Consider the following 13735-nt stretch of genomic DNA (forward strand, 5'->3'; position numbering starts at 1 on the left):
AGATCACAGTGAGCTACGGTACGGCAGGATGTTCGAGCGCAGCATCTCTTGCGTACCCAGGCCATAGTTGGAGCTCAGGCCGCGAAGCTCAATGTTGAAACCGATAACTTTTTCATACTTGCTCTGATCGTTCTCCCAGCCGTTAAGTTTGCGTTCCCAACCGAGGCGAATCGCATAACAGCAGGAGTTGTACTGCACGCCAACCATCTGGTCCGCAGGCTTTTTGGTATTGGTATCAAGATAGTACGCGCCAACAAGAGACCAGCGATCGGCAATCGGCCAGCTTGCGGCGGTGCCCACCTGCGAAATCCCGTTTTTATACTGCTCTGATGCCGCGTAGTTCGGCAGCGTTGCCTGGATATACTCCGGGCTTGCATAACGGTAGCTCAGCTGCAGCAGACGGTCTTGATCCCGGCGGTACTCCAGCGCAGAGCTGCTGTTGGCGATGTTGTTCAGACGCGTATCGTACTGAACCCCGCCGCGCAGACCCCAACGGTCGGAGATACGCCAGTAGGTGTCACCTGCCCACACCAGCGAACCGGTTTTGTTGTCTTTCTCCCATTTGATGTTGTCATCACCGGTACGGGACTCGGTGAAATAGTAGATTTGACCAACAGAAACGTTAAAACGTTCAACCGCCGCATCATCAAAAATACGCGTAGTGAGACCGGTAGTGACCTGGTTTGCCGACGCGATGCGGTCGAGACCGCCATAGGTACGGTCACGGAACAGGCCGCTGTAGTCTGACTGCAACAGGGAGGAGTCGTAGTTATTGATATGGCTCTGATCGCGGTACGGCACATAGAGGTACTGCGCACGTGGCTCCAGCGTCTGGGTGTAGCCCGCCGCCCAGTCCATATTACGTTCGAACACCAGCTTGCCGTCAGTCTTAAACTGCGGCATGACGCGGTCAACAGACTCGCGGTAATCGGTGCCGTTACGGGTGTTATAGGTGTCGACATTGGTCTGCTGGTAGTGGGTCGCCAACATTTTGACTTCGGTATTAAGACTGCTCCAGCCATTCGAAAGCGGCAGGCTTAAGGTCGGCTCCAGATGCAGACGCGTCGACTCAGGGTTATTTTTGTTGGTATTAACAAAGTTAACCGCCTGGCCATACACGCGGAAATCGAACGGACCGAGATCGTTGTGGTACCAGTTTACGTCCACCTGCGGCTGCGCAGAGTAGGAGTTACTGTTGTTACGGTTAAACACCTGGAACTGCTTGGTAGAGACCGTAGCGTCAAAGTTTTCAACCGCATAGCCGACGCTGAGGATCTGCGTGGCGTAACCGTCTGTACTGGAACCATATTTTGACGAGAAGTCGTTAAAGTAGTTCGGATCGCTAACTTTGGTGTAGTTGGCGTTAAAACGCCACACCTGATCCAGCACCCCGGCATGCTGCCAGAAGAAGAGCCAGCGATGGCGATCGCCTTCGGTTGGGTGCTCATCTTCATACACTTTATCGGAGGGCAGATAATCGAACTCGATCAGGCCCTGGCCCGCCTGCGACAGGTAGCGGAACTCGTTCTGCCACTGGGTGTTACCGCGCTTGTGGATATAGTGCGGCGTGATCGTCGCATCCATATTGGGCGCGATGTTCCAGTAGTAGGGCAGGTAGAATTCGAAGTAGTTGCTGGTTGAGTACTTGGCGTTCGGGATCAGGAAACCTGAACGGCGTTTATCCCCGATTGGCAACTGCAAATAGGGGCTATAGAAGACCGGAACCGGGCCGAGCTTAAAGCGGGCGTTCCAGATCTCAGCAACCTGCTCTTCGCGATCCTGAATCACCTCGCTGCCGACAACGCTCCAGGTATTGGAGCCGGGCAGACAGGAGGTGAAGGTACCGTTGTCCAGAATGGTGTAGCGATTCTGGCCGCGCTGTTTCATCACATCGGCTGTACCGCGTCCCTGGCGGTCCACCATCTGGTAATTACCGTCCCAGATATTGGTATCTTTTGTGTTGAGATTCGCCCAACCTTTCGGACCTTTCAGGATGACCTGATTGTCGTCATAGTGCACATTACCGAGCGCATCCACCGTTCGTACAGGTTCCGTCTGACCTTCCGGTTGCTGTTGATGAACCTGAACCTCATCGGCCTGCATGCGGCTATTACCCTGATTAATATCGACATTGCCGGTAAAAACGGCGTCGTCCGGGTAGTTGCCTTTAGCATGATCGGCGTTGATCGTTACCGGTAAGTTATTGGTATCGCCTTTAATCAGGGGGCGGTTATAGCTGGGAACGCCAAGCATACACTGCGAGGCAAGATCGGCTGCCATCCCCTGCTGACTGTAAAGGGCGTAGCCAATCATGGTGGCCAGGAGGGTGGGGATACGTTTTTTCATACGTTTTATGTGTTGTTCCGTCATCTGTGGCTTTACGCTGGCAAACGGTCTGAGACTAACTTACTCGCCTTTGCAACGCTAGTTTTAATCCTGCCCGCGTTCGAGCCAGAAGGAGAGCCTGCGCCTGTGCACGGCATAGAATGACGGGTATGATAAAGCAAATTTTAGCCGACGGCATGACGATTTGGGGAGTATATGCAGTATTGGGGGAAAGTGGTTGGAGTAGTCGTTGCCCTTTTCGTAGGCGGCGGCTTTTGGGGCGCCGTGCTGGGGCTGATTATTGGGCATCTTTTTGACAAATCACGCAGCCGTAAAATGGCGTGGTTTGCCAACCAGCGCGAGCGCCAGACGCTCTTTTTTGCCACCACCTTTGAGGTGATGGGGCATTTAACCAAATCGAAGGGGCGCGTAACGGAAGCGGATATTCAGATCGCCAGCCTGTTTATGGATCGTCTGAACCTGCACGGCGAGTCACGTACCGCGGCGCAGCACGCGTTTCGCGTCGGCAAAACGGATAACTACCCGTTACGCGACAAGATGCGTCAGTTTCGCAGCGTCTGTTTCGGCCGCTTTGATTTGATTAGGATGTTTCTGGAAATTCAAATCCAGGCAGCGTTTGCTGACGGTACGCTCCACCCGAGCGAACGCCAGGTTCTGTACGTCATTGCCGAAGAGCTGGGCATCTCTCGCCAGCAGTTCGATCAGTTCCTGCTGATGATGCAGGGCGGGGCGCAGTTTGGCGGCGGCTTTAACAACTCACAGCAGCAAGCAGGCGGTGGTGGATGGCAGCAGTCGCAGCGCGGCCCAACGCTGGAAGATGCCTGTAACGTGCTGGGGGTGAAAGCCACCGACGATGCGACAACCATTAAACGCGCCTATCGCCGCTTAATGGGCGAGCATCACCCGGACAAGCTGGTGGCGAAAGGATTACCGCCGGAGATGATGGAGATGGCGAAGCAGAAAGCGCAGGACATCCAGAAAGCCTACGAACTGATTCGCGAACAGAAAGGGTTCCGCTAATAAAAAACGTCCCCGACCGCAAGATCGGGGCGCGTTCTCAAAAATCCACCGGTGCCTTAAACGTCATGCTGTTGCCAAACGCCGGATGGGTAATGGTCAATATTTCGGCATGGAGCTGTAAACGCGGCGCCATTGCCAGCGCCTCTGGCGTCGCATAAAAGCGGTCGCCAAGAATCGGATGACCCAGCGCCAGCATATGCACACGCAGCTGGTGTGAACGACCGGTAATCGGCTTCAGGCGCACCCGCGCGCTGCCATCCTCGTCATAGGACAGTACTTCATACTCCGTCTGCGCCGCTTTGCCGGTTTCAAAACAGACCTTCTGCTTTGGCCGGTTCGGCCAGTCGCAAATCAGCGGCAGATCCACCAGCCCTTCCGCTTTTTCCGGGTGACCCCAGACGCGCGCCAGGTACTGCTTTTTCGGTTCGCGTTCACGGAACTGGCGTTTCAGCTCGCGCTCGGCCGCTTTGGTGAGTGCCACCACAATCACGCCGCTGGTGGCCATATCCAGCCGGTGCACCGATTCCGCCAGCGGATAGTCGCGCTGAATGCGCGTCATCACGCTGTCTTTGTGCTCATCAAGACGCCCCGGCACCGACAACAAGCCGCTGGGCTTGTTGACGACCATAATGTGCTCATCCTGATAGAGAATGACCAGCCAGGGATCCTGCGGCGGGTTGTAGGGCTCCATCACCATTGCGGGCTCCGTTTATTGATGCGTGACGACAATCAGACGCAGCGCGTCCAGACGCCAGCTGGCCTGCGCCAGGCTCTCCATCACCTGCAGCCGGTTGCTTTCGATCGCTTCCAGCTCGTCATCACGAATGTTCGGGTTGACGGCTTTCAGCGCTTCCAGACGCGCCAGCTCCGCAGAGAGCTTCTCATCGGCTTCGCGGCGCGCGGCTTCAATCAGCGCCTTCGCGGCGTCAGCCACCTGGGCTTCCCCTTTTTGCAGGATGGTATGCACTTCCTGCTGTACGGCGTTGACCAGTTTGCTGCCGGTATGGCGGTTGACCGCGCTCAACTGGCGGTTAAAGGTCTCAAACTCCACCTGCGCAGCGAGGTTGTTGCCGTTTTTATCCACCAGCAGGCGGATCGGCGTCGATGGCAGGAAGCGGTTAAGCTGCAGCTGCTTCGGCGCTTGCGCTTCGACCACGTAGATCAGCTCCACCAGCAGCGTGCCGACCGGTAAGGCTTTGTTCTTCAGCAGCGAAATGGTGCTGCTGCCGGTGTCGCCGGAGAGGATCAGATCCAGGCCGTTGCGGATGATCGGGTGCTCCCAGGTGACAAACTGCGCATCTTCGCGCGACAGCGCTACATCACGCTCGAAGGTGATGGTGCAGCCATCTTCCGGCAAGCCCGGGAAGTCCGGCACCAGCATATGATCCGACGGCGTCAGCACAATCATGTTCTCGCCGCGATCGTCCTGGTTAATGCCGACGATATCAAACAGGTTCATGGCGAAGGCGATAAGCGCGGTGTCGTCATCCTGCTCTGCAATACTGTCAGCCAGCGCCTGCGCTTTTTCGCCGCCGTTGGAGTGGATCTCCAGCAGGCGGTCGCGGCCCTGCTCCAGCTGCGCTTTCAGCTCATCATGCTGCGCGCGGCAGGTTTTAATCAGATCGTCAAAACCGTCAGTATTTTCCGGTGCGGCCAGGTAGTTAATCAGCTCACCGTGCACGCTGTCATAGATCGCGCGTCCGGTCGGGCAGGTGTGTTCAAACGCGTCCAGCCCTTCGTGATACCAGCGCACCAGCACCGACTGCGCGGTTTTTTCAAGATATGGCACGTGGATCTGAATGTCGTGCGCCTGACCAATACGATCCAGACGGCCAATACGCTGCTCGAGCAGATCCGGGTTAAACGGCAGGTCGAACATCACCAGATGGCTGGCGAACTGGAAGTTACGCCCTTCAGAGCCGATTTCGGAGCAGAGCAGCACCTGCGCGCCGCTATCCTCTTCCGAGAACCACGCCGCCGCGCGGTCACGTTCAATAATCGACATCCCTTCATGGAACACCGCTGCGCGGATGCCTTCGCGCTCGCGCAGAACCTGCTCCAGCTGCAGCGCGGTCGCCGCTTTGGCGCAGATCACCAGCACCTTCTGCGAGCGGTGGCTGGTGAGGTAGCCCATCAGCCACTCGACGCGCGGATCGAAGTTCCACCAGGTGCCGCTGTCGCCCTCAAACTCCTGGTAGATCTGCTCCGGGTAGAGCATGTCGCGGGCGCGCTCTTCCTGGCTTTTACGCGCACCCATAATGCCGGAGACTTTAATCGCCGTCTGGTACTGGGTCGGCAGCGGCAGTTTCACCGTGTGCAGTTCACGTTTCGGGAAGCCTTTCACCCCGTTACGGGTGTTACGGAACAGCACGCGGCTGGTGCCGTGGCGATCCATCAGCATGGCGATCAGCTCCTGGCGCGCATCGGCAGCGCCGTCGCGATCGCTGTTCGCGGTTTGCAGCAGCGGCTCGATATCCTGCTCGCCCACCAGCTCGCTCAGCATATTGAGATCGTCATTGCTCAGGCGTTCGCCCGCCAGCAGCAGCGCGACGGCGTCGGCCACCGGACGGTAGTTCTGCTGCTCATCAACAAACTGGGCGAAATCATGGAAACGGTTCGGATCGAGCAGGCGCAGACGCGCAAAGTGGCTCTCCATACCGAGCTGTTCCGGCGTCGCGGTCAGCAGCAGAATGCCCGGCACGCGCTCGGCCAGTTGTTCAATGGCGAGATATTCGCGGCTCGCCTCTTTTTCGCTCCACACCAGGTGGTGCGCTTCATCGACCACCAGCAGATCCCACTCGGCATCACAGAGGTGTTCGAGGCGCTGCTTGCTGCGGCGCACGAAATCGAGAGAGCAGATCACCAGCTGTTCGGTCTCGAACGGGTTATCGCTATCGTGCTGCGCTTCGGCATAACGATCGTCATCAAACAGCGCAAAGCGCAGGTTGAAGCGGCGCAGCATCTCAACCAGCCACTGGTGTTGCAGGGTTTCCGGCACCACGATTAGCACGCGCTCGGCGGCTCCCGCCAGCAGCTGCTGATGCAGGATCATCCCGGCTTCAATGGTTTTGCCCAGCCCCACTTCATCGGCCAGCAGCACGCGCGGCGCATGGCGGCGACCCACGTCATGGGCGATGTGCAACTGGTGCGGAATCAGGTTCGTACGCTGCCCACGCAGGCCGCTCCACGGCATGCGGTACTGCTCACTCTGGTATTTCCGCGCGCGGTAGCGCAGCGCGAAACGGTCCATACGATCAATCTGCCCGGCGAAAAGACGATCCTGCGGCTTGCTGAACACCAGCTTGCTGTCGAGCAGCACTTCACGCAGCACCACGTTGCTCTCACCGGTATCAAGACGCGTACCGGTATAGGCGAGCAGACCGTTCTCTTCGTTGACTTCATCGATGGTGAGCTGCCAGCCGTCGTGACTGGTGATGGTGTCACCGGGATTGAACATGACGCGCGTGACGGGAGAGTCGCTGCGGGCATACAAGCGATTTTCACCGGTGGCGGGGAAAAGCAGGGTGACCGTGCGCGCGTCCATCGCAACGACAGTACCAAGTCCAAGCTCGCTTTCCGTATCGCTGATCCAGCGTTGACCAAGTGTAAAGGGCATAAATGAACTCTAATCTCTAATTGCAGGCAATAGTTCGTCACCGCCTGGCGACAGGCGGGCGGATAAATTTGGGGCCAGAAAAAGGAAGGGCGCTATGGTACTGGAACCAACTTCGTTCGTATAGACCGATTCGTGCAGCATCACGGTCAGAATAGTCCCAGCTGCCCTGTCATCAGTGTAGCAAAGTCATCGTCAAGGAAAGGGAGGATCCCATCGGCGACCGGCTGCAACTGCTTCGTTAAATAGTGATCGTAATCGAGCGGCGAGCGCTGGTAATCGACCGGTTCCGGACCACTCGTCGTCCAGAGATACTTAATGGTGCCGCGGTTCTGGTACTGCGGTGCACGCCCGCGCTTCTGATTCTCCTCGTCGGCAAGCCGCGCGGCGCGCACGTGCGGCGGCACATTACGCTCATACTCCGCCAGCGGGCGGCGCAGGCGCTTGCGGTAGACCAGCTGCGCATCCAGTTCGCCCGCCATCAGGCTGGCGATGGTCTCGCGGACATAATCCTGGTAGGGCTCGTTGCGAAAAATACGCAGATAGAGCGCCTGCTGAAACTGCTGCGCCAGCGGCGTCCAGTCGGTGCGCACCGTCTCAAGGCCTTTAAACACCATGCGCTGCGTATCGCCCTCCTGAATCATCCCGGCGTAGCGCTTTTTACTCCCCTGATCCGTACCGCGAATGGTCGGCATCAGGAAGCGGCAAAAATGGGTTTCAAACTCCAGCTCCAGCGCGCTCTCCAGCCCCTGTTGTTGCAGATGCGAGGTCCACCAGCGGTTAACCGTGTCGACCAGTTGCTGGCCAATTTTCGCCGCCGCCTCTTCGCTGTGCTGATGCTTAAGCCAGACGAAGGTGGAGTCCGTATCACCATAGATCACGTCATACCCTTCGGCTTCAATCAGCGCTTTGGTTTGCAGCATGATCTGGTGCCCGCGCATGGTGATCGACGAGGCGAGCCTCGGATCAAAGAAGCGGCAGGCGGTGGTGCCGAGCACGCCGTAGAAGGCGTTCATAATGATCTTCAGCGCCTGTGACAGCGGCTTATTGCCCTGCCGTTTGGCCTCATCACGCCCGTGCCAAATCTGCCCGACAATCTCCGGCAGGCAGTGCTTCTCGCGCGAAAACCACGCGCCGAGAAAACCTTCCGTGCTGTGCGCCGCATCCGGCTGCGCCAGCCCCTCAATCAGGCCGACCGGATCGATAAGAAAGGTGCGGATGATCGACGGGTAGAGGCTTTTGTAATCGAGCACCAGCACCGAATCATAGAGGCCGGGACGGGAGTCCATCACATAGCCGCCGGGGCTGGCCTGCGGTGCGACATCGCCGAGATTGGGTGCCACATAACCGGCGCGGTGCATGCGCGGAAAATAGAGGTGGCTAAAGGCGGCAACCGAGCCGCCGTGGCGGTCGGCGGGCAGGCCGTTGACCGTCGCACGCTCCAGCAAAAAGGGCATAATCTCCGTTTTGTGGAAGATACGCGTCACCAGCTCGCAATCCTTCAGGTTATAGGTAGCGAGCGCAGGCTTATCTTCGGCGAAGCGGCGGTTGATCTCATCCATGCGATCCCATGGGTTGTCGATCGCTTTTCCCTCGCCGAGCAGCTCGCGCGATACCGATTCCAGCGAGAAGGAGGAGAAGCTCCAGAAGGCGGACTTCAGCGCGTCGATGCCGTCGATAATCAAGCGGCCCGGTGCCTGGGCAAAGAAGACGCCGTTTTTAAAGCCGTGCTCGCGCCACTCCAGCTCGCTGCCATTGCGCCCAAGGGTTAGCGGCACGCGGTAGCGCTCGGCGCTCTTTTGCAGCACTTTCAAATCGAACTGCACCACGTTCCAGCCAATCAGCACATCGGGATCGTGCTCGGCAAACCAGGCGTTAAGTTTTTCAAGCAGCTGCGGGCGGCTGGCGACATAGATAAGATCGAAATCGAGCCCCTGCGCATCACCATTCTCCGGGCCGAGCATATAGACCGTGCGCTGGCCGCAGCCCTCAAGGCCGATGCAGTAAAGCTCACCGTGGCGGGTGGTTTCAATATCCAGCGACACCCACTTCAGCGGCGGGCGATAGTGCGGGCTCGGCTTCAGGCGTGCATTGACCAGCGCGTTGCCGCGCGGTTCGCCATCGACCCACACCGGAGCGGTGATAAAGCGCTCCATCAGATAGCGCTCCGGCGGGCGGACATCGCCTTCATAGACGGTAACGCCGCCTTCGCGCAGCAGCTTCTCAAAACGCATTAATTGACGATGGGCGCGGCAGTAAAGGCCCATTACGGGACGGCGGTGAAAATCGTTGAGGGAGAGGGGCGTTAAGCGCCAGTTGTGCTCATCGCGCAGCAGCGCGCGGGCTTTGTCGGCCTGCTCTGCGGGAATAAAGGCAACTAACTCCTGCGGCGGCAGCACCACGCGCAGCGGGCCGTTATCCGTGGCGAGCCAGAGTTCGATCTCCGTCCCGTTGGGCGTATCCCGCCAGTGACGGGTTAAAATAAAGCCTTCTTGCGCCTGCGCCAAAGTTTGCTCTCACTCAACCAAAACCAGGCGAGATTATAGCCTGGTTCGGTAGGTGATGCTGTGGTTTTATACAGCTATTGCCCGTAATAGGCTTTCGCGCCGTGTTTACGTAAATAGTGCTTATCCAGCAGCGTTTGTTGCATGGCGGGCAGCTGCGGATTGAGCTGGCGGCTGAAGATGCCCATATAGGCCACCTCTTCCAGCACAATGGCGTTATGCACCGCGTCATCGGCATTTTTACCCCAGGCAAACGGCCCGTGAGAGTGCACCAGCACGCCGGGCATCTGTGCCGCGTCGATACCGTTTTTCTCGAAGGTTTCGACAATCACATTGCCGGTTTCCCACTCATATTCACCGTTGATCTCCTCATCGCGCATTTTGCGGGTGCAGGGGATCTCGCCATAAAAGTAGTCGGCGTGGGTGGTGCCGGTCGCCGGAATGGGTTGCCCGGCCTGCGCCCAGATAGTGGCGTGGCGCGAATGGGTGTGAACAATGCCCCCAATGGTCGGAAACGCCTGGTAAAGCAAGCGGTGGGTAGGGGTGTCGGAAGAGGGCTTTTTCGTCCCTTCAACCACTTCGCCGGTGGCGATATCGACCACCACCATATCCTCGGCGGTCATCACGCTGTAGTCGACGCCGGAGGGTTTGATCACCAGCACGCCGCGGGTGCGGTCGACGGCGCTGACGTTGCCCCAGGTCAGGGTGACCAGATTATGTTTTGGCAGTGCCAGGTTAGCTTCCAGCACCTGCCGTTTGAGATCGTCGAGCATCGTTTTCTCCTGTATTGCCGGATGGCGCGTTGCTTATCCGGCCTACGGGTTCGTTTCGTCTGTATTGCCGGATGGCGCTGCATCTATCCGGCATATGGGTTTTGTAGGCCCGGTAAACGCAGTGCCACCGGGCATCGGCTTAGCGTTTAGCGCCGTAGTAGAGCTCGTTCCAGCGCAGCGCATCTTTAAACGCTGGCAGGCGGGTATCTTCATCGATCACCGTCAGCTCAATGCCGTGCAGCTCGCTGAACTGGCGCATATCATCAAGCGTCAGCGCCTGGCTGAAGACGGTATGGTGCGCGCCACCGGCGAGGATCCACGCTTCGGAGGCGGTGTTGAGATCCGGCAGCGCTTTCCACAGGGCATTCGCCACCGGCAAGTTCGGCAGATCGTGCGGCGTTTTCACCGCTTCAACGCAGTTCACCAGCAGGCGGAAGCGATCGCCGAGATCGATCAGGCTGGCGTTGATCGCCGGACCCGTTTTGGTGGAGAAGATCAGACGTGCCGGATCGGCCTTGCCACCGATGCCGAGATACTGAACATCGAGCGTCGGTTTCTCGTCGAGAGCGATAGAAGGGCACACTTCCAGCATATGCGAGCCGAGCACCAGGTCGTTGCCATTCTCAAAGTGATAGGTGTAATCCTCCATAAAGGAGGTGCCGCCGTTCAGGCCGCCGGACATCACCTTCATAATGCGCAGCAGCGCTGCGGTCTTCCAGTCGCCTTCGCCGGCAAAGCCGTAGCCCTGCTGCATCAGGCGCTGTACCGCCAGGCCCGGCAGCTGTTTCAGGCCGTGCAGATCTTCAAAAGTGGTAGTGAAGGCGTGGAAGCCGCCCTCTTCTAAGAAGCGTTTCAGGCCAAGCTCGATACGCGCGGCATCAATTACGTTCTGGCGTTTATCGCCGTTCACCTGTGCCGCTGCGGTCAGGCGGTAGCTGCTCTCATACTCATCGACCAGCGCATTGATATCGCCGTCGCTCACCGCATTCACTACCTGCACCAGATCGCCGACGCCCCAGGTATTCACCGAGAAGCCAAACTTGATCTGCGCGGCCACTTTATCGCCGTCGGTTACCGCCACTTCGCGCATGTTGTCGCCAAAGCGCACCACTTTCAGGTGGCGGGTATCCTGTTTCGACACCGCCTGGCGCATCCACGCGCCGATGCGGGAGTGAGCCTGTTTATCCTGCCAGTGACCGGTTACCACGCTGTGCTGCTGGCGCATACGCGCGCCGATAAAGCCAAATTCGCGGCCGCCATGCGCGGTCTGGTTGAGGTTCATAAAGTCCATATCGATGCTGTCCCACGGCAGGGAGGCATTGAACTGGGTATGGAACTGCAACAGCGGCTTATTGAGGATCGACAGGCCGTTGATCCACATTTTCGCCGGCGAGAAGGTGTGCAGCCACACCACCAGCCCGGCGCACTTCTCGTCATAGTTGGCATCGCGGCAGATGGCGGTGATCTCATCCGGCGTGGTTCCCAGCGGCTTCAGCGTCAGTTTGCAGGGCAGTTTTGCTTCTGCGTTGAGGGCGTTAACCACCTGCTCGGCATGATGCGTCACCTGCTTCAGGGCTTCCGGCCCGTACAGGTGCTGGCTGCCAATAACGAACCAAATTTCATACTTGTCGAAAATAGTCATGATCGTGTCCTTAATGGGTTAACGCGGCCGGCGAAACTGTCGCGGCTGAAGGGAGATAGTGCTGCTCGGCGCTGACGGCCCACTGCTGATAGCGACGATAGAGCCGTTCAAACTGCTGCGCCTGTGCCGAAGGCTGGAGCGTTTTCTCGATGGCGCTCGCCATCTTCTGCTGCGCAGCCGGAATATCGGCGTGTACTTCTGCGGCGACGGCGGCAAAGATGGCCGCGCCCAGCGCACAACACTGCTCAGAGGCGACAACCTGCAACGGGCGGTTGAGCACATCGCAGCAGGCCTGCATTACGCCGAGGTTTTTACGCGCGATGCCGCCGAGTGTCATCACGTTGTCAACGGCAATACCCTGTTCGGTAAAGCACTCCATAATCGCGCGGGCACCGAAGGCGGTGGCGGCAATCAGCCCGCCGAACAGCGCCGGGGCGTCGGTGGCAAGATTCAGATCGGTGATCACCCCTTTCAGGCGCTGGTTAGCGTTTGGCGTGCGGCGACCGTTGAACCAGTCGAGTACCACCGGCAGGTGATCGAGAGAAGGATTTTTCACCCACGCATCGGTAAGCGCTGGCAGCAGCTGTTTCTGGCTGGCTTTGATCTGCTCTTTCAGTTCCGGGTGCTGCTGCGCCAGCTGTTCCAGCGGCCAGCCGAGGATGCGGCCAAACCAGGCGTAGATATCGCCGAAGGCGGATTGCCCCGCTTCGAGGCCGATAAAGTCCGGTACCACGCTGCCGTCAACCTGGCCGCAGATACCTTTCACCGCGCGGTCGCCAACGCTCTGTTTATCGGCGATCAGAATGTCGCAGGTGGAGGTGCCGATCACTTTCACCAGCGTATTAGGCTGTGCGCCCGCGCCAACGGCACCCATATGGCAGTCGAACGCGCCGCCGGAGATCACCACCGATTCAGGCAACCCCAGGCGCTGCGCCCACTCGGCGGTCAGCGTGCCCACCGGGCGGTCTGCGGTAAAGGTTTCGGTAAAGAGCGGCCAGCGCAGGTGTTTATTGATAATCGGATCGAGTTCATCAAAGAAGGCGGCAGGCGGCAGACCGCCCCAGCTTTCATGCCACAGGGATTTATGCCCGGCGCTGCAACGCCCGCGACGGATCGCTTCCGGGCGCGTGGTGCCGGAGAGCAGGGCAGGCACCCAGTCGCACAGCTCGATCCACGAGGCGGCGGCCTGCGCCACGGCGCTATCTGCGCGGGTAACGTGCAGGATCTTCGCCCAGAACCATTCGCTGGAGTAGATGCCGCCAATGTAGCGCGAGTAGTCGGTTTTACCGGAGGTGTGGCACAGGCGGGTGATGGCTTCCGCCTCTTCCACGGCGGTGTGATCTTTCCACAACACGAACATGGCGTTCGGGTTGTCGGCAAACTCCGGGCGCAGCGCCAGCACGCGGCCTTCGGCATCAATCGGCGCCGGGGTGGAGCCGGTGCTGTCTACGCCAATGCCTTTGATCTCTGCGCGCTGGGCGTCGCTTAACTCTGCCAGCACGCTTTTGAGCGCCGCTTCCATCGATTCGATGTAATCGCGCGGGTGATGGCGAAACTGGTTATGCGGCGCGTCGCAATAACGGCCCTCCTGCCAGCGCGGATACCACTCGACGCTGGTGGCGATCTCCGCCCCGGATGTGCAGTCTACCGCCAGCGCACGTACTGAATCGCTGCCGAAATCGAGGCCAATCGTGATTGCCATGCTTAGTGCTCCATAAGAATAACCGTTAGAAAAACGATAGAGATCGGCGGCGAAAACCGTCAGGCAGGATTCGCTAATCTTATGGACGAAATTGCTATGGCATCGCAAAGTGTGACGCCGTGCAAAAATTCGATG

The 13735-nt window shown here is 58.6% G+C and carries 8 protein-coding genes; 1 reads left to right on the top strand and 7 read right to left on the bottom strand.

Annotated elements, in window-relative coordinates; translation table 11 throughout:
- Positions 1-3: 3 nt before the first annotated feature.
- A complete protein-coding gene (gene lptD / locus IAE48_RS09745; protein ID WP_200134220.1) occupies positions 4-2346 on the bottom strand; it encodes an LPS assembly protein LptD in 2343 nt (780 codons plus the stop codon).
- 195 nt (positions 2347-2541) lie between these two features.
- Here lptD and djlA point away from each other — a divergent pair, with 195 nt between their 5' ends.
- Entirely contained in the window at positions 2542-3366 is an 825-nt protein-coding gene (gene djlA / locus IAE48_RS09750; protein ID WP_200134221.1) for a co-chaperone DjlA, read from the top strand.
- Between the two features lie 37 nt (positions 3367-3403).
- On the opposite strand, the gene rluA is transcribed toward djlA, so the two are convergent.
- The 6 genes from rluA to araB all read right to left on the bottom strand — a co-directional run bounded on the left by rluA (position 3404) and on the right by araB (position 13600).
- On the bottom strand, positions 3404-4063 hold the full coding sequence (gene rluA / locus IAE48_RS09755; RefSeq protein WP_094419342.1) for a bifunctional tRNA pseudouridine(32) synthase/23S rRNA pseudouridine(746) synthase RluA: 660 nt from the start codon (positions 4061-4063) through the stop codon (positions 3404-3406).
- Positions 4064-4075: 12 nt separating this feature from the next.
- Positions 4076-6982, bottom strand: a complete 2907-nt coding sequence (gene rapA / locus IAE48_RS09760) for an RNA polymerase-associated protein RapA (RefSeq protein ID WP_200134222.1) — start codon at positions 6980-6982, stop codon at positions 4076-4078.
- A gap of 146 nt (positions 6983-7128) precedes the next feature.
- A complete protein-coding gene (gene polB, locus IAE48_RS09765; RefSeq protein ID WP_200134223.1) occupies positions 7129-9486 on the bottom strand; it encodes a DNA polymerase II in 2358 nt (785 codons plus the stop codon).
- Positions 9487-9560: 74 nt separating this feature from the next.
- Positions 9561-10256 carry an L-ribulose-5-phosphate 4-epimerase gene (gene araD, locus IAE48_RS09770; RefSeq protein WP_200134224.1) on the bottom strand — a complete coding sequence of 232 codons (696 nt, stop codon included), beginning with the start codon at positions 10254-10256 and terminating at the stop codon, positions 9561-9563.
- 139 nt (positions 10257-10395) lie between these two features.
- On the bottom strand, positions 10396-11898 hold the full coding sequence (araA, locus tag IAE48_RS09775) for an L-arabinose isomerase (protein WP_042718349.1): 1503 nt from the start codon (positions 11896-11898) through the stop codon (positions 10396-10398).
- 10 nt (positions 11899-11908) lie between these two features.
- Positions 11909-13600, bottom strand: a complete 1692-nt coding sequence (gene araB / locus IAE48_RS09780) for a ribulokinase (RefSeq protein ID WP_200134225.1) — start codon at positions 13598-13600, stop codon at positions 11909-11911.
- Positions 13601-13735: the final 135 nt, after the last annotated feature.

The organism is Kosakonia sp. S57 (genome assembly GCF_016516575.1).
GTDB classification, from domain to species: domain Bacteria; phylum Pseudomonadota; class Gammaproteobacteria; order Enterobacterales; family Enterobacteriaceae; genus Kosakonia; species Kosakonia cowanii.